The sequence below is a fragment of the Rothia terrae genome (genome assembly GCF_014705925.2).
Classification (GTDB): Bacteria; Actinomycetota; Actinomycetes; order Actinomycetales; family Micrococcaceae; genus Rothia; species Rothia terrae.
In genome coordinates, this window is sequence record NZ_CP061539.1 from 546,646 (window position 1) to 564,455 (window position 17,810).

The 17,810-nt window shown below is 53.4% G+C and carries 16 protein-coding genes; 14 read left to right on the forward strand and 2 right to left on the reverse strand.

What is annotated here, in order from left to right:
• Positions 1–94: 94 nt before the first annotated feature.
• A complete protein-coding gene (gene proC / locus IDM49_RS02610) occupies positions 95–943 on the forward strand; it encodes a pyrroline-5-carboxylate reductase (protein ID WP_190724927.1) in 849 nt (282 codons plus the stop codon).
• A 343-nt stretch (positions 944–1,286) separates the two neighbouring features.
• Here the strand turns inward: proC and IDM49_RS02615 are convergent, their stop codons facing one another.
• Both IDM49_RS02615 and IDM49_RS02620 read right to left on the reverse strand, forming a co-directional pair.
• A complete protein-coding gene (locus IDM49_RS02615; protein WP_190724928.1) occupies positions 1,287–1,958 on the reverse strand; it encodes a potassium channel family protein in 672 nt (223 codons plus the stop codon).
• Entirely contained in the window at positions 1,951–3,348 is a 1,398-nt protein-coding gene (locus IDM49_RS02620; RefSeq protein WP_228008162.1) for a TrkH family potassium uptake protein, read from the reverse strand. Before IDM49_RS02620 ends, IDM49_RS02615 begins: the two co-directional genes overlap by 8 nt.
• Positions 3,349–3,486: 138 nt before the next feature.
• Here IDM49_RS02620 and IDM49_RS02625 point away from each other — a divergent pair, with 138 nt between their 5' ends.
• The 13 genes from IDM49_RS02625 (at position 3,487) to IDM49_RS02685 (ending at position 17,785) form a co-directional block, all read left to right on the forward strand.
• Positions 3,487–4,695, forward strand: coding sequence for an acetoin utilization protein AcuC (locus IDM49_RS02625; protein WP_228008163.1), 1,209 nt, complete (start codon positions 3,487–3,489; stop codon positions 4,693–4,695).
• Between the two features lie 180 nt (positions 4,696–4,875).
• A complete protein-coding gene (locus IDM49_RS02630; protein ID WP_190724929.1) occupies positions 4,876–6,504 on the forward strand; it encodes a metalloregulator ArsR/SmtB family transcription factor in 1,629 nt (542 codons plus the stop codon).
• 48 nt (positions 6,505–6,552) lie between these two features.
• The gene (locus tag IDM49_RS02635) at positions 6,553–8,469 is read left to right on the forward strand and encodes an FCD domain-containing protein (RefSeq protein WP_190724930.1); all 1,917 of its coding nucleotides are present in this window, start codon (positions 6,553–6,555) and stop codon (positions 8,467–8,469) included.
• Between the two features lie 269 nt (positions 8,470–8,738).
• Positions 8,739–8,834 carry a 30S ribosomal protein bS22 gene (locus IDM49_RS02640; protein WP_104307205.1) on the forward strand — a complete coding sequence of 32 codons (96 nt, stop codon included), beginning with the start codon at positions 8,739–8,741 and terminating at the stop codon, positions 8,832–8,834.
• Between the two features lie 126 nt (positions 8,835–8,960).
• On the forward strand, positions 8,961–9,221 hold the full coding sequence (locus IDM49_RS02645) for a glutaredoxin family protein (RefSeq protein ID WP_190724931.1): 261 nt from the start codon (positions 8,961–8,963) through the stop codon (positions 9,219–9,221).
• 33 nt (positions 9,222–9,254) lie between these two features.
• Complete coding sequence (locus tag IDM49_RS02650; protein ID WP_190724932.1) at positions 9,255–9,932, forward strand: histidine phosphatase family protein; 678 nt, start codon at positions 9,255–9,257, stop codon at positions 9,930–9,932.
• 72 nt (positions 9,933–10,004) lie between these two features.
• A complete protein-coding gene (locus IDM49_RS02655; RefSeq protein ID WP_168614811.1) occupies positions 10,005–10,610 on the forward strand; it encodes a TlpA family protein disulfide reductase in 606 nt (201 codons plus the stop codon).
• Positions 10,594–11,349, forward strand: a complete 756-nt coding sequence (locus IDM49_RS02660; protein WP_403215241.1) for a cytochrome c biogenesis CcdA family protein — start codon at positions 10,594–10,596, stop codon at positions 11,347–11,349. The genes IDM49_RS02655 and IDM49_RS02660 overlap by 17 nt, the downstream gene beginning before the upstream one ends.
• 18 nt (positions 11,350–11,367) lie before the next feature.
• The gene (gene resB, locus IDM49_RS02665; protein ID WP_190724934.1) at positions 11,368–12,960 is read left to right on the forward strand and encodes a cytochrome c biogenesis protein ResB; all 1,593 of its coding nucleotides are present in this window, start codon (positions 11,368–11,370) and stop codon (positions 12,958–12,960) included.
• Positions 12,961–13,030: 70 nt separating this feature from the next.
• Positions 13,031–14,059: a c-type cytochrome biogenesis protein CcsB gene (gene ccsB / locus IDM49_RS02670; RefSeq protein ID WP_190725398.1), complete on the forward strand. Its 1,029-nt coding sequence runs from the start codon at positions 13,031–13,033 to the stop codon at positions 14,057–14,059.
• 253 nt (positions 14,060–14,312) lie between these two features.
• Positions 14,313–15,329 carry a hypothetical protein gene (locus IDM49_RS02675; protein ID WP_190724935.1) on the forward strand — a complete coding sequence of 339 codons (1,017 nt, stop codon included), beginning with the start codon at positions 14,313–14,315 and terminating at the stop codon, positions 15,327–15,329.
• Positions 15,330–15,520: 191 nt separating this feature from the next.
• Positions 15,521–16,618 (forward strand): hypothetical protein, encoded by a 1,098-nt coding sequence (locus IDM49_RS02680; RefSeq protein WP_190724936.1) that lies wholly within the window; start codon positions 15,521–15,523, stop codon positions 16,616–16,618.
• A gap of 57 nt (positions 16,619–16,675) precedes the next feature.
• Positions 16,676–17,785, forward strand: a complete 1,110-nt coding sequence (locus IDM49_RS02685) for a hypothetical protein (RefSeq protein ID WP_190724937.1) — start codon at positions 16,676–16,678, stop codon at positions 17,783–17,785.
• The last annotated feature ends 25 nt before the right edge of the window (positions 17,786–17,810 follow it).

The following is a 17,810-nucleotide window of genomic DNA, read 5'->3' on the forward strand; positions in this document are numbered from 1 at the left end:
AGGTGGCTGGGTGCAAGCTGGCAAATCGGTTGCGTTTTGATAACGATTTTAGATTTTCAGTGAAAATACGCTCTGACAAGGAAAGAAGGAAAATATGTCGAACAAGGTTGTAGCTTTTTGTGGCACCGGTTCAATGAACGGTGCGATTCTCAGCGGTTTGCTAGCAAGCGGTTTTGACGCCTCTGCTGTCCGTGCAACGACGCACTCCCAGGACAGCGCCGATCAGCTAAAAAAGTCGCTGGGTGACAACGGCGAAAAAGTGCAGATCCTCGCTTCTGAAACCGAATCTGACGCAAACGCGCAGGCAGTGGCCGATGCTGACGTTGTGCTACTGGGCGTCAAGCCCTACGGCATCGTTGAGCTTGCCCAGGAGATCGCAGAGCACGTCAGAAAGGACGCGGTGGTCATCTCAGTTGCTGCCGGCATCAACCTGGATGCTCTCACCCGAGCGCTCAACGGCGGGCAGCCCGTGGTGCGTTGCATGCCCAACACCCCGTCCAAGGTGGGCAAGGGCGTCCTCGCCATTTCGGTGGGGGAGCACGTGAGCGATGAACAGCGCAAGGACGTCACCGAGATTCTCTCTAGCGTCGGTGAGGTCATCGAGGTCGAAGAATACCAGATGGACGCCGTTGTAGCTGTTTCAGGCTCAGGCCCCGCCTACGCCTACCTGCTGGCTGAATCGATGGCGGATGCAGGCGTCAAGCTCGGCCTTGATGAGGCAACCGCGAAGAAACTCGCATCCCTCACTGTGGCTGGTGCTGGCGCAATGCTCTTTGAAGACCAGGACGCTGAATCCTTGCGTAAAGCAGTGATGAGCCCCAACGGAACCACAGAGCGCGGCGTTCAGGCCTTTATTGATGGTGGCCAGTTTGAGCTGACCGAAAAAGGTATGCGCGCGTGCGCTGAGCGTTCAGCTGAGATGACTGAAGAGTTCAGCAAATAACCTCTTACGCAAATAGCCCCGTGAAAATGTTGGTTTTCACGGGGCTATTTTTTGTATATATGGGTGGCACGTCAGCAATAGGATGCCGGCGGTCAACATTCATCTGAGGATAAGCAGGTTTAGCCTGCTCGCTACTGCACATGCAGTCGCCAGCAGTCCCTCTCGCATGGCTCGCTGACGCTCACGGCGCGATTCACGCCAGTCCCGATGCCAGCTGGCGACGTCGCGTGCACAGCAGCTTCGGCAGGGTGGTGGCGGTCAACTGGTCGGGTCTGGCGTTAGGGATGTTGACCGCCACCGACTACCGAAGCGCAAGGCCTACCAAAGCTGAATATTTGACTTATTATGGCCTCATCGCAAAACGCTCAATGAGGTCAACCTGGCCGGAGACAATCAGCAGGTCTCGTGATGACACCTTGGTGTCGGGTGCCGCGTAGGTGAAATCCTCGCCGGGGGATTTCACACCGACAACTGAGACGCCGTACTTGGAACGCACATTGGATTCAGCCAGGGTAAAGCCGTGGGTTTCTTTGGGCGGGTACATTTTGACGATGGCAAAGTCATCGTCGAATTCGATGTAGTCCAGCAGGCGTCCTGAGACGAGGTGGGCGGCGCGACGTCCTGCGTCGGCTTCGGGAAAGACCACGTGGTGTGCGCCGATGCGCGAGAGGATTTTACCGTGCGACGGGGTAATTGCTTTTGCCCAGATGCGTTCGATGCCGAGGTCTACCAGGTTGGCTGTAATCAGCACGGACGCCTCAACTGAGGTGCCTACGCCGACGACTGCGGAGGTAAAGTCGCTTGCACCGAGCTGACGCAGCGCGTCGATGTCGGTTGCGTCCGCCTCAACGACGTGAGTGAGTAGACCCGCCCATTTTTGCACGAGCACGGGGTCTTTTTCGATGGCGAGTACCTCTTTGTTTTGTTCGCGTAGCTGTGCGGCGGTTGCGGTGCCAAAGCGTCCGAGGCCGATAACGAGAACGGGTGCGTTGTGATCGATGCGTGTATCAGCCAATGATCGGCCTTTCTTCGGGGTACTTGTAGAGTCTGCGGCGGGAGCGCAATGCTAGACCGGTTGCGACGGTGTTGGTGCCGATGCGTCCGACGAACATGAGCAGTGAAAGCACGTAGATGCCGGACGGCGGAAGCTTGGGCGAGAGGCCTACGGACAGTCCGCAGGTGGCGTAGGCGGAGATGACTTCGAAGAGGATGTGGTCGAAGGGCTCTTGCGTGATATAGACCAGCACGGCGCATCCGAAGAGCACGAAGAAAGCGCTCATGGAGATCACGGAAATTGCGATGCGCAGGATGGAATCGGGAATGGAACGGCCGAAGGCGATGACGTGCTGGTCGCCGCGTGCTTCTGCCAGGATTGCGAGGAAGACGACGCAGATGGTGGTGACTTTGACGCCGCCTGCGGTGGACGCTGATCCGCCGCCGATGAACATGAGAACGTCGGTGAGCAGGTAGGTAATGGGGTTCATGTCTGTCATGTTGACGAGGTTGAACCCGCCGGAGCGCGTCATGATGGATGCGAAGAAGGAATGCAGAATTTTTTCTGAGAAACCTTCGTTGCCGATGGTTCCGGGATTGTTCCACTCAAAGAATGCCCAGGCGAACATGCCGATAAAGAGCATGAGCGTGGTGCCGATGATGGTGAGTTTGGTGGTGAGGTTCCAGGCTCTAAAGTGCCAGAGGTTGCGCTGAAGTGTGAGGATAACGGGAAAGCCGAGAGCTCCCACGTAGACGCCGAGGCAGATAGGAAGCAGAATCCAGAGGTCGTGGCCGTAGGGTACGATGCCGTCGGAGTGCGGGGTAAAGCCTGCGTTGTTGAAGGCTGAGGCGGAGTAGAAAATTCCGTGCCACAGTCCTTCACCAAAGCTTTCGCCCAGAATCCAGAAACGAGGGGTCAAGATGAGCGCGATGGCTGCTTCTAGCGATATGGATGTGATTGCCACGGTTTGCAGGATGGAGCCGACTTCGCCCAAGCGTCCAATGTTCATGGCTTCCTGAGCGATCATTTTGGAGCGCAGACCCATTTTTCGACCGACCGCAATTGCCAAAAGAGAAGTCATGGTGAGCGTGCCCAGACCACCGATCTGGAAGGCAAAGAGGATCATCAGCTGGCCAAAGAATGACCACTGGTCAGCTGTTGAAACGGTGGTCAGGCCGGTCACGGTGACAGCACTGGTTGCCGTAAAAAATGCGTGGTGAAAGGCTACGGGATGTCCGTTCTGCGACGAGAAGGGCATGTAAAGCATGAGCGAGAAGAAAAGAATCACCAGAGCGAACGCGGTAATAGCGATGCGCGAGGGTGATGAGCCGACTGTTCTATCGACGAGCGCGCGAAGGCGAGCTAGCCGCGTCGCATCGGCGTCCTCAATCGTAGAAAACTGTGGGCTCACGCTTGTGACTCCTTGAGAAGAAAAGCTCTGACTGTATTAGCCTAGCCGTCAAGACATATTAGTGCGATATATCCGCCTTAAATTGATCGGCGTGGTCTAATAGTTTGTGACGGTCATTACTTTCAAAGGCGGGTATTCATGAAGGCAGTCGAAAAGCTTCACCCCATTCCAACCACTGTGGTGTGGGATGCGAATATGACAGCTTATTATTTTGGCGACTATCACCCCATGAATCCTGCGCGCCTGGACGCGACGGCTCGTCTTGCCCGAGACTTAGGTGTTTTTAATCTGCCGCAGATTGATATTGAGATGCCGGAGATCGCCACCGATGCACAGTTGGAGCTGGCTCATGCGCCAGAGTATATTGCGGCGGTGCGGGCTGTCAGCGAAAACCCTGAGCTTGAGCGTCCTGAAAGTGGGTTGGGTACGGAGGATACGCCGGGGTATGCGGGTATCCATGAGGCATCTGCTCGTCTTGCCGGCGGTAGCTATCAGGCAGCCGAGGCGATCTTGGGGGAACGAGTGCCGCACGTGGTGAATTTTGGTGGTGGTATGCACCATGCTGCCCGCAATAAGGCCAGCGGGTTTTGTGTGTATAACGATTGCGCTGTGGCTATCGCTCGTTTGTTAGAGCAGGGCGTCAAACGCGTGGCGTACATTGATGTTGATGCCCACCATGGAGACGGTACTCAGAGCATTTTCTGGGAAGATCCTCGCGTCATGACAATTTCTCTGCATGAGTCAGGTATGACGCTGTTTCCAGGTACCGGTTACGCGAACGAGTGGGGTCCTGAAGGTTTGGCGTCTGGTACCAGCGTCAATATCGCGCTTCCGGCTGAAACAGCTGATTCCGGTTGGGTTCGTGCCTTCGATGCTGTGGTGCCGCCGCTGTTGCGTGAATTTCAGCCCGAGGTGATTGTGAGTCAGCACGGTTGTGACTCTCATTTTCGTGATGAGATGTCGCATTTGAAAATTTCAATTGATGCGCAGCGTGAGGTCGCTGCAATGGTGTCGAATCTTGCCCATGAGCTGTGCGAGGACCGCTGGATCGCAACCGGCGGTGGCGGGTATAACCTGTACGATGCGGTACCCCGCTCGTGGACGCATCTGATAAGCGTTGTTGCCGGTAGCCCTCTAGAGCTTGATACAGCTGTTCCCGAATCGTGGCAACAGTACATGTTGCGTAAGTACGGCACCAAGGTACCTCAGCTGATGGGGGATGAGGTAGATTTTTGGTGGCGATCATGGGAGCTGGGTTTTGACCCGGCTGATCAGGTGGATCGCACGATTATGGCAACCCGTAAAGAAGTCTTTCCTCATTGGGGGTTGGACCCCTGGTATGACTAGCTTTGTGCTGTCATGAACGAAAGCATTCATGTAATACTCTGCGCGGAATACATGCAAAACGTGCTCTTGAGAGCATAAAACCAAGTGGCAAAAGTGCTCGCTCTACACTTCGTGACCGAAAAATTTCGAACTGAGAAGTGTTAATACATATGAGTCAAAGATTATATGTAAGATTGAGGCATGATTGATGACGTATTTGCTGTTATCGCAGACCCCACCCGACGACAAATTTTGCGTGTTCTAGCAGAGGGCGAATCCCCCGTAGGTGCTCTTGTTGCAGAACTCGGAGTCAGCCAGCCAACAGTTTCAAAGCACTTGAAAGTTTTGCGTACTGCTGGTCTTGTGAGCACTCGAGCTCAAGGGCAGCGACGCCTCTATTCTTTGATTCCTGAGCCTCTTGTGGCAGTGACGGAATGGGTAGAAACCCTTACCTCGCGTGCCGGTGTTGAGGCGGACGCGCAGCCCGCGTCATCACCTGAACCTGCGGTAGCTACGGTGCCACCGGCGTCCGGGGAATCTGCGGAGGGTGCTAACGGCGAGATTATCGCTGACACCGCGGTATCTGAGGAAACTGCTGAGCAAATCGCTGATCTTACCTCATCAGATGCTCCTGAAGGGGCAGTAGATAACAGTGCGGCTGAAGCGTCATCGAGCGAAGAAGTTATCATTGCAGATAGTGCAGAAGCGCCTGAGCCTGCCATCCAACAGTCTGTAATTTCTCAGCCTGTCATCGATCAAAATCGCGGTATTAAGCCCAGCCCCGTTGTCGAAGACGCTCACGAAGATCCTGTGAGCGAGCCCGCTGAGTCCGAGGCAGTTGAGTCCGAGGCCGCTGAACACACCGAAACTACAGATCTACCTGCAAACACCCCGGTGTTTGGTGCTGCATCTGATGATTCCTCAGACATTCCAGAGTCCGCTGAAACATCAACCGATGATACTGAAGACACCGTCGAAGAACCCGGTGCTGAGTACAACGAAAGCACCGAAGACGCCTTGCAAAACCTGATTGCTAGCGTTGAGGCCCGACTGGCGTCATCCGGTGATTTTGCGGGCAGAGAATTCACTGATTTTTCGGATGAGACCGAGCAGGATGCTCACGCTGGTTCTGATGTTGAAGAAGCAGCTGAAACCTATGAGCCCACCGCGGACGATTCGGCGGACGATACTCTGCACCAGATTGAATCTCATGTTGTAGAGGCTGAAACCTCTGAACCGGCCACGGACGCGGTTGCCGACGTGCCTGCGAACCATGAAACTGCAGAGGGCACTGAGGATGCTGTCACCACCGCAGATGTCGATGAGTTGGTAACTCCGGCAGTAGAGACTGCTGATCCAGTGGATTCTATTGACGCGGTAGAACCTGAGAACCATGAAATTGCAGAGGGCACCGAGACCGCTGTTTCAGAAACTGAACTCGATGAGCTCATTGAAGAAACCTCTGGTCAGAGTGAATCCGCCCCCGCACAGCACGCCGTGCATTTCACGCCGCTGACTCCTTTTACGCCGTCTGCTATTACCTCGGATACCGCTGAAACTGCTTCCGCTGAAGATTCTGAAGAAGTTGCCGAAGATGCCCATACCAGCGTCGTTGAGTCTGCACAGCCGTCTGAGACAGATTCTGATTCAGCGGTAACTGATGCTCCTACTCTTGCCGAGGGCGAGAGCGCCGGTGAAAGCTCTGAGACCGGGGCTGAATTTGCCCCGGCACCGCTCCTGCCTTCTGTTCCGACTGAATCTGAGCAGGACGAAGAGAACCAGCGCGGATTGCTTGCGGTCATTAGTCGTTGGGGACGTCGTCGTCGTTAACTTTCATTCTGTCGGCATCTGAAGAATCACGGAAAATAGTATCTAGTTATGGCTGTACACAGCACTATCCTTGAATGGCTTGAAAAAGAGCTGTTCGAAGGGCGCCTGCAATTGGGGCAGGACTTGCCCGATGATAAAGAAATTGCTGAGGCTGTTGGGGCAACTCATTCCAGCACGCGTGAGGCTTTGAAGCACCTTGAAGATATGGGCGTTGTGCGCCTGTACGAGGGTCGCAAGAAAACCATTATTACCCAGTTAGTGAAAGAACCTGCAGCTTCTGCCGGGCCTGCTTTGCGGTTGCATATGGCCAACGCTAAGTATCCCGTTCGAGATATGGTTCAGACCCGCCTTGTGGTTGAGGGGTGGGCTCTTCAAAATGCTGACCCGCAGCATCCTGCTATGCAAGAGCTCGCCGGGCTTCAGAAAGAAATGAGCCGGGAGAATATTTCTCTCAAGGAATTTCATGATCTTGAGGTTTCTTTCCACATTGCACTGGTCAAAATTGGTGGCAATGAGCTGCTGACCGGTCTGATGACTGCCCTGCGCGAGCCCTTGTTCGAGTACATGATGTCGCTGGTTGGACGCGGCGGGTTGTGGAGCACTACCGCTGCGCGTACCCGTGCGCAGCATAAGGCTATTGTGGATGCGATTGCCTCGGGCGACAACGCGCTGGCATCTATGCTCGTGATAGCACATATCCGTGAGCAGTATGAAGAAGCCGGGCTGGACCTGGATGCCCCTCGTATTCCAGATACGGAACATGAGCCTGCTCTTGAAATGACTCCGGTGGAGGACGAAGACCAGGATCTTATTCCTGAGAACCCTGATTTTGAACCGTCAGCTGATTTGCTGAACGCTTTGAACTCCATTGCACCGGCACGTAGTGCTTACCGTCCGCAGACTGCAGCAGCGCAGCAGGTAGGCTCTCAGAACACCCCCGAAAAGGTCACTGTGCCGCACCACGAGTCGGCTGTTCACAGTGCCCGTTTAACTAACGATTCTCGAGAGGCATATGCGAAGGTAGAAGGCCGTCGCCGTCGTAGCGGCACTGTTTCTGTTCCCGTGCACGCCACCGTCATTAAGCCGGTTAACCGTTCAACGCCCACGGGTGTGATTTCTGGCCAGGTGCGTCCGCGTACCGAGGACGCGCGTGCTGAAGACACCGCCGCACCCGCTTCTGCTAAGCCGTCGTGGGCGCATACTGCGGATCACGACACTGTGCGAGCAACCCCGCGTCCTGCACAGCAGAATGAGGACGCAGCACAGCCTGCACCCGAGCGGGTTGAAGAGACTGAAACCCAGCACAATGGCATCGCGGCATCTCTTCGCGATAAAGCGCGGTTGAGCTGGCGCCGTAAGTCCCGCAGTGAGCAGGTAGAACAGGGCACTCAACAGGTCGAAGACTCAGACGCGGTTGCCGCTGACATTGAGCAGCCCGTTGAGTCTGAGGCGTACCATGAGACTGTTACCAAGGTGCAGGTTCCTGCCGAAGATAGCCAGAAAGACGCACAACAACTGAACGATGGCACTGCCACGTCAGATGAAGGCATCGCTTCTGCCGAAGAGAAGACTTCTCATGGGGCCGGCCGCATCAAGCAGTTCTTCGGCTGGGGTGCTTCATCTTCAAAGCGAGATAAAGAACCCGAGCGGGTTGCGCTTAAAAATACGGGTGTCGCATCGGCGCAGTATGTAGCTGAGGGTGAAGGCTCAGCAGACGGTGACGAGCCCACGGCAGAGGTAAATTCAGCTACGTTGAGCGAGTCTGCAGAGACGCCGGTTCAGTCCAATCAGGACGCTGGCGATCTCGTGCAGGAGCGCGAGACTGAAACAGCTCTTGAAGATGCTGAACAGGCTCACGCGCTGACAGCCGATGAAACCGAAAGCGACGCCGCAAATCCGCTGGCTGGCGCAGGCAACGTTGTCGTCAAATCAAAGTCCAAGAAGAAAAAGCGTAAACGCCGCTAGAAACATGGCGCACAAAGGGTGAATAACAGCAAAATGTGAGCAATACACCGCTCAAAGTTTGCCCAAGATTACAGAAAACACCCCTATACCTTGTACTCTATTATGAGAACGTTTAACGACCGTTGATAGTTGTACGTTGAAAAATGTACGTATCAACGGTTGTTTGTTTGAGCGTCTATACCGGTATAACGCACCCGGGTAGCTACCGGAGATTCTTGGCTCTCAAGAAGATTTGGCCGGGTATCTAGCAAATAAGTGAGGTGAATCCAATGGGTTCAGTTATCAAGAAGCGCCGCAAGCGTATGTCAAAGAAGAAGCACCGTAAGCTTCTTCGCAAGACTCGCCACCAGCGTCGCAACAAGTAGTTAATACTTGCTTCATCGGGCTCCACATCCTTGAAATCTTCAAGGATGTGGAGCCTGTTTTGCGAAAGAACCACTTGCCTTTTTTCCCTGAAGGCTTTATAGATTTTTGACAGAAGGACTATTTTCATGAGTGCTGCATCAAATATTTCGCTGGAGCTTCTGACTCGCCCCGGTTGTCACCTGTGTGAGGACGCGCGTGCCACCGTGAGCAAGGTTGCCGGTGAATTCGGGCTGGGTTTCGATGAGGTCAACATCGAAGAGCACCCGGAGCTTGAAAAGCAGCACTCCGTTGAAATTCCGGTTCTGAAGATTAACGGCCGCGTCCACGATTTTTGGCAGATTAATCCCAAACGCCTGTCAAAGGCTTTGGCTAAGTTATCCGCCTAGTTTTACGCACGTTTGCGCGAAGGAGCGAGAATTATGAGTGCAAATATTACTGTTCATCTGATGCGTCACGGCGAGGTTCATAACCCGCAGCGCATTGTGTACGGACGCTTGCCGAACTATCACCTGTCTGAGAAGGGGCAGCAGATGGTGCGTCTGAGCGCGGAGGAATTCAAGCGTCGTGCCGATGCTGGTTCTCGCTTTGTGTATTTGGCGTGTTCACCGCTGACTCGTACGCAGGAATCTGCTGCTCCCATTACTGAGTTGCTGGGTCTTGAAGCTCATCACGATGAGCGCGTGATTGAGGCTGACAACTACTTTGAGGGTATGCACGTTGATGCCAAGGAACTGGCAACCAACCCTCGCCATTGGAAGCACCTTCTGAACCCGCTGCGTCCTTCGTGGGGTGAGCCCTACCAGGAGCAGGTTGAGCGCATGGTGGGTGCTGTTCGCGATACAGCGCGTAAAGCGTATGAGCTCGGGGGAGAGGGAGCAGAGGCAATTATTGTCTCTCACCAGCTACCCATTTGGTTGACTCGTCTGAGCGCAGAAGGCAAGGCATACCCGCACGATCCTCGCACTCGTGAATGCAACCTGGCATCTATTACCAGCTTCCACTTTGATGAGCTCGATGGTAGCCAGCGACCGACTCTGAGCTACACCGAGCCCGCCGCTCCACTGTACTCAGGTGTTATTCAGCTCCCGGGGTCATAATAGAAAATATTTGCGCTTAAAACTTATGCGCACGCACAGATACCCACCACATATCTCCACGAAAGAGTCGATATGAACCTATTGCGCAGAACTGTGACCCGCCGTCAAGGTCTTTCACTGTCGATTGCTGCAGCAGGGCTGATGCTCGCTGGTTGCTCAAGCGAAAACGATGCTTTGGCTGATCAGGCGAACGCTGGCGACAATAAGGGCTATATCGCAGGTGATGGCTCAGTGACCGAGTGGAAAAAAGAAGAACGTGAAGCTCCTGTGGAGTTCACCGGCGATCTTTTTGACGGGGGTACGTTAAGTGCTTCTGATTTGCGTGGTAAACCGGCAATGTTGAACTTCTGGTATGCAGGTTGCGCGCCCTGCCGTGCCGAGGCACCGCACCTGATTGAACTCCACGATAAGTTCGGTAAGGACATCGCTTTTTGGGGTGTGAATGTTCGCGATGAGGCGGGCACGGCAGAGGCTTTTGAACGCAATTTTAAGATTCCTTACAAGTCGATGAAGGACGCTAGCGGCAAGGTGCTACTTGCATTGAGTAAGACGGTTCCTGCGCAGGCGGTGCCGACCACTTTGTTGCTGGATAAAGAAGGACGCGTCGCTGCCCGCGTACTGGGTGAGATTGACTCGTCCATCATGAAAACGATGATGCAGGATTTGCTCGGTGAATAGCTTCGGAAGCATCATTTTTGATGGCTCCTTGTGGGTTGCTCTACCGCTTGCGGCTCTTGCCGGGCTGGTATCTTTCGCATCCCCCTGTGTGCTGCCGCTTGTGCCCGGTTATCTGGGCTATGTTGCGGGACTGAGTGGAACAGATGATCGACGACGCACCTGGCGAGTATTCACCGGTATCGGTCTGTTCATTCTGGGGTTCTCGCTGATTTTTGTGCTGATGTCAGCGGTCTTGGCTCAGCTTGGCTCCGCTGCTTGGCTGCGCGGTCAAAGCTGGATCAACGTGGTGCTCGGTATTTTGGTGATTCTCATGGGCCTGGTGTTCATGGGGCGTTTTTCGTTCTTTCAGACCGAACGCAAAATTCACCGTAAACCTCCTGCCGGTCTGTGGGGTGCACCTTTTCTGGGCATTACATTTGGCTTGGGCTGGGCGCCCTGTATTGGCCCCACGTTCGCGGCGGTCCAGACTCTCGTTTACACCTCAGGTGCTGGCAATACCAAAGCGATGGCGTTGACTCTTGCCTACTGCTTAGGGCTTGGCATTCCTTTTATGCTGGTGGCATTGGGTCTGAGTCGAGGCGTCAATACTATGGGCTGGGCAAAGCGTCACCGGTTGGCATTGCAACGAGCCGGCGGTGTCATGCTCATGGTGATTGGTTTTCTCATCGCCACCGGCATCTGGACTCAATTCATCTCGTGGACCCAGGCAGTCATGCCGGTTTATGAACTTCCCATCTAACCTTTAGTAAGGCAAAGCATGTCATCTGAAAAGCAGTCTGCTCCCGCACTTGGTTTTATGGGAATGCTTCGCTGGGCGTGGACTCAGCTCACCAAAATGAACACCGCAATGTTCTTGCTTCTTATGGTTGCAATTGCTGCGGTGCCGGGTTCAATCTACCCTCAGCGCATCCAAGACACCGCGAAAGTCACCGACTATATCAATGCGCATCCTACCTGGGGGCCTATCGCAGATAAGCTGCAGCTCTTCGATGTGTTTTCATCGGTGTGGTTCTCTGCGATTTATCTGTTGCTGTTTATTTCGCTCATTGGATGCGTGCTGCCGCGCGCCACAAAGCATTTTAAAGCGATGAAGGCAGCGCCAGCGCGTACCCCTAAAACTCTTTCTCGTTTGCCGCAATACCGTAGCATCACGCTACCGGCGAGCACTCAGAAACTGCCGATGTCACAGGCCATTGAGGACGCTGCGGAGATTCTGAAGAAACGCGGCTACCGCGTAGAAATTCGAGATGAAGGCAAGAGCTCATCGGTAGGTGCCGAACGCGGCTACCTGCGCGAAGTGGGCAATATTCTCTTTCACACCGCGATGATTGGTGTGCTGATTGGCGTAGCTATCGGCTCGCTGTTTGGTTACTCCGGCCAGAAAATCATGGTTGAAGGCGATACCTTTGTGAACTCGCTGATTAGCTATGACATGTTCTCACCCGGTACTAACTACAATCAGGACTGGCTGAAGCCGTACTCAGCTACTTTAGAAAAAATGGACGTCACCTACGACCGTCAAAAGAGTAGCCCCACCTACGGTAAAGACATTGACTACGCAGCTCAGGTGAAGGTGGACCCTCAAAACGGTGAGGCTCCCTACACTCAGGAGCTGAAGGTCAACAAGCCGATTCGCATAAACGGAGCGAGCCTGTACTTAATCGGTAACGGTTACGCACCGATTATCAAAGTAGAAGACGGCGAAGGAAACATCGCCTACGAAGGTCCGGTTGTCTCTCTCTTTGCTGGCGACCCAAACTACACATCCTCGGTTATTCTCAAAGTGCCTGATTCTGAGCCCGACCAGCTGGCGTTTGTGGGAATGTTCTTGCCCACCGGCGTCGAGCAGGAAGGCGCGCCGCCGTATTCAGCGGACCCTGCACCTGCTAACCCCATGCTGGTATTGCAAAGCTACACCGGCGATCTTGGGTTAGATAACGGCGTGCCGCAGAACGTGTACGTGGTAGACACCGAAAAAATGACTCCGCTGAACACCATGGCAATGGGCAACGGTATTATTTTGGATACCCAAAACACCCAGGCAAAATTGCCCGATGGAAAAGGCACTATTACATTTGAGGGCCTCAAGCGTTATGTTGGTATGGACATTCACTACGATCCGGGCAAACCAATTGTTCTGATCTCAGCTATTCTCGCTTTCCTCGGCCTGATCATCTCGCTGTACGTACCCCGCCGACGCGTGTGGGTGCGTGCGCACGAAGACGCTGACGGTCTCAAAATCGAATACGCTCTTCTTGCCCGCGGTGAGGACCCCCGCCTGATTGATGAGGCCGATAAGCTCACCGAGCTCTTTGCTCGCCGGTGGGATCTAGAATTCGTAGAACAATAATTCGAGTAACAATCTGAAATGAGTAGCAGTGGAAATTAATGAAACTCTCGCCCAGTGGAGCGAGATTCTCATGGTGGTTGCAGGCTTTGCCTACACCTTTGCTTTTATCGCGTTCACTTGGGACCTGGCGGTAAATTCTCGCGCTACAGTGCAGGCTGAAGAAAACACTGTTCAGGATCGTGAGCTCGTGGGAGCCGGTGCGCGCACTCGTACCGCTAGCTCCGCTCGCATGGCCGGTGTAGAGCAGGGAACCGGTGCCCGCGGTGCCGGCTATAAGGCGTCGGCTATGGCTAAAATCAACGAGCACGTAGCCGATGCCGATATGCGCTATGACGGGCCGCGTCGCCCGGCGGCTCGCATCGGTGTAGCCCTGATGGCTGTTGCGGCTATCATTCACGCAGGTGGTGTGCTCTCACGCGGTTTCGCAGCTCATCGTGTGCCTTGGGGCAACATGTATGAGTTCTTGACTACCGGCGCATTTTTGGTGGCCATCATCTTCTTGCTGGTTCTGGTTTTCCGCGACATTCGTTTTGTGGGAACTATCGTCTCTGGTCTTGCAACGTTGATGATGACGGTAGCCTCCGTCGTGTACCCGACGCCTGTTGGTCACCTGGTGCCCGCCTTGCAGTCGTACTGGCTGGTTATTCACGTTTCTATTGCGGTGCTGGCTTCGGCTATTTTCACCATTACGTTCTCGATGGCGGTTCTGCAGCTCATTCAGGATCGCCGTGAACGTATGATCCTTGAAGAGGGTAAGACCGGTTGGGCTTTTATGCGTCTGGTACCCAGTGCTCAGACTCTTGAGAACTTCGCTTTCCGTCTGAACGCTGTTGCCTTTGTGATGTGGACCTTTACCCTAGCCGCTGGCGCTATTTGGGCTGAGGTGGCGTGGGGACGCTACTGGGGCTGGGACACCAAAGAGGTGTGGACCTTCATCATTTGGGTTGTGTACGCTGCCTATTTGCACGCGCGCGCTACTCGCGGCTGGACGGGCACTCGATCCGCTTGGTTGTCGATTGTGGGTTATCTCTGCGTGATTTTCAACTTCTCAGTGGTCAACGTATTTTTCTCGGGTTTGCACTCATACTCGGGTCTGTAAATAGCTACTTTTGATATATTCTCTTGGTGGGAGTCGGCGATGCCGGCTCCCACCTTTTATGCTTGCGACCTGGGTAAATTCCTGTTGTACTTAAAACACAGAGCTGTTTCTTGGCTGAACGTACAAGATTCAGCTGGTAGCAGGTTACAAAGGAGTCACCATAAGCCGCACAGTCGCACCGGCACAGATTGTTCACCGAGAATTTAATCGGCATGGAGCAGACAGTAGCGATCGCGCGTGGGCAGATACTGCCATGGCGCAGTTCTTTTTGACTGACGGAGTGCGGTTTAGTGCCGGGGTGAATGCTCTGACTCATGTTGCGCATGAGGTGGGTGAAACCGGGCGTAGTGCGCAAGAGTTGCACGGTGATGCCACAGCGTGGGCGCAGACGCAGGTGCAACAGTGGCAAGAGACCGGCGCGGACGCTTTCGTGAGTCCGGCAGCAGATGCTAACCTGCGTCATTTCTTGATTTACGGCGCGGTGGCATCGTGCGTTATCGCCTTGCTTTTTATTCCGGGAACCTGGCTGAATGGAAGCGCAAGTACCCATATTTCGTTTTTGATAACCCCGGTGATGATGGGGTTTATTACCGTTGGGTTTTCATTAATCTTCCAGCGTCTTAACGCAACCCGCGGCTTTGGAATAGGCGTGGCAGCCGCAGTGGGCGTCATTGTGGTGGGCGCTGTGCTGACCGCTTTGATGCTCTTTCAACTACAAAAGCTCACCGCAACTACTGTCTCAGTGTGGTGGCTAGTGCCTGTAGCGATAGCGTGCGTCGCCCTGGCATGGGTGCTCGACCGCGTCCTGCCTGATCAGCAGCATCAACGGGAGCTCGCGCTGATAAATACCTCTGCTGAAGGCATCACCAAGACAGCGGTACCTGTAGAAAAGTCTTCTGCTTTTGATCCCAACGACGCCCGCGCCTGGGAAACCCTATTTACGGGGGAGTTGCGCAGTTCAGGGCATTTCTCGGAGACCAGAGTTCAGCAAGAAGTAACGCGTACGCGTGAGCAAAGCGAAGAAGCGCACCGGCATCCGTACGAGCTTTTCGGGCATCCGGTGGCGTATGCGCGCTCCTTGCATGGTAATCCCCAGCTAAAGAGTAAGCGTACCGGCATTTTCTTTACCGTGATTTGTGCGCTGTGGGCGTCCTTACTGGTGTATGGCGGCATGAGGAGAGCGTGGGACTGGTCAACGCCTGAACTTTATCTTTACCTCGTGCTAGTGGTGCTGAGTGCATGGCGGGCAGTGAGCTACCTGCGAAAATAGCGTAGATGCCCAGCCTGTGGGGCGTTGTGAGGAACGATGTGTCAATTTGCCCACTTTTAAGTGGGCAATAAGTAGGCTTATGCTTCATAATATATAGTGCCGGTATAGGATATTACTTTCTAGTAACCACATCGGAAGTTTTCCCCTGAAAATACTTCTGACTATCGTCCAAGGAGCAGCGAGCTAGCGCTATGCCTATCTATTTTCATGATACTTTGCAAGCTGCTTTGCACGAAGTCCGCGACGACGAACGCTCCACGGAGTGGTTGCACAACGCCTATTTACGCCTGGTATCTCGTAACGTCAAAAACATCAACATCGGTCATACGCTTCGCGGCACTATCGATGAAATCCGTACCAAAAATACGGCTCCGTACGATCTTTACGGCGATCCCGAGGACTGGGCAGACAGCACTGCCATCCGTCTCAAACAAAACGGCAACAGAGCCTTCGACCGTCAGCCGGATAACCACTACACCCCCATCTTTTGGGGTCTTCTGATAACGGCAACGTTTACTCTGTGCATTGCGCTGAGAGACACCATACGCGAGTACGCTACTGATTACCTCTGGTGGATGCTGTCGCCTCTTTTCTTAGGAACCGTCGCAACCACAACCTATATGGCGTATATAGCCGTGCTGCGACGGGCAGGCTTCGCAAGAGCATGTGTGACTATCATCCCCTCCATGCTTGTGATCTATGTTGCTTGGTGGATGAGCATCAACCCCAGCGGTGTTCTTGCCACCTCGGTCTCTACCAGCTGGCACGCCATCGCCATCTTCATCTACTTCGCGTTAGCTGCCCTGGTGTATTGGCGACGCAACGAATTACGCGAGCAAGAAGCCGACCTGGACTTCGTTATTTCCCCAGAAGAGTGGGAAGAAGAATTTGTTTCCACTCTGTACGAACGAGGCTCACTCGGCGACCGCGGCGCTAAAGAACAAATTAACCAGGTGCATCAAAAAATTGAGCGCACCGGTGAGAGTCCCATCGACCTGTGGGGCAACCCAGTTTCGTATGCGCGCGCACTTGACCGTGACCCGTCCTTACCTATTCTCCGTCAGGTTATTTTGCTGGGCATCCTCACCCTACACTGCGCAGTATTCGCCTGGATTGTTCACGATTTCAACAAAGGACAGCTCGAGAAAGTTGCCTCCGGGCCGGTGACAATAGCGTTTCTTCTCCTCAGTGCGCTCGTCATTGTGACAGCTTATAGAGCGGTTATCTGGTGGAGAGCGAGAAAGAGCCCGCGTGCTCATACTCTCGATGGAATCGAATACTTCTTTTAGAAAACAAGCCCTATCTAGAGAAGTCCCACCTCTGGATCTAACCCTGCAAAGCCCCCAATGCATACCAAATTTTTTAGTACTCTTTTACATGAACTGGAAGATGCCAGTACGCATCCTGAATCGGATGTTCACTGGATTCAAGTCGCTGCCTACGATATGTTCAGTAGTCAAGTCAAAAATATTTATATTGAAAATGAATTACGTAATTTACTGTATGAAATTCAGACAACAGGCAAGAGCCTAGAGGATTTGCACGGCGATCCGCACGTTTGGACGCGTAATGCTGTACTCGACCTTCAGACATACGGGCGACGCGCTTTCGATAAACTCTCTGACGGACTCTATCTGCCGCTGACGATAGGAACGGCAGCTACAGCCGCGCTCAGTGCTCTTTTCGTGTTATTGGACATTATCGAAAGATACGATGCCTCGGTTATCACCTGGGCAATTATTCCCCTTTACGCCGGAAGCGTGGTCACCAGCGCCTATATCGCCTATATCGCCATTTTGCGACGGTTTGGATTCAATCCTGCGTTGATAGTTTTTCTGCCTATGATTTTGGCTGTCTACCTCTTAGATGAAGCTATTGACTATGATGCTGGAATCTTCAATATAGGTATTCCCACTGTTGCTCATTCCATATCTATTTTTGTGTGCGGAATTGTCTGTTTCTGGGCTTATAGACACTATGAAGAGAATAAATTATGGGATTTGTCGACGAGCAAGCAATTAACAGTAGAACAATGGGAAGACCGGTTTATCGCTACGCTGTATGAACGGGCCTTGTTTTCAGATAAGAAAACCAAAGCAATCGTGAATATGACGCTAGATATCATTGAAGTCTCAGAAGAGACACCCATGAGAATGTGGGGGAACCCTGTCTCATACGCTCGTTCATTGAGCCACAATACTTCTCGAGCTATCGGACGCCAAGTCTTCTTTATCGCGATTGCAAATGTGCTACTCATTGGCTATGGTGTCTGGGTTTCTCTTTTCTTTTCTTCAACACAGACACCAACGATCGTTATAGGCATTTTAATTACCGTGTTATCAGGTCTGCTGGTGAGCCGTATTAAGCTGATGCAAAGAGAGAAGACTGAAGAAAAACGACGCGAAATCCAAGAAGCTCAGAGCCACGGCCAGGGCGTATTTTTGGCCAAACGCTAAATACAAAAAGAACCCGCTCCTGAGC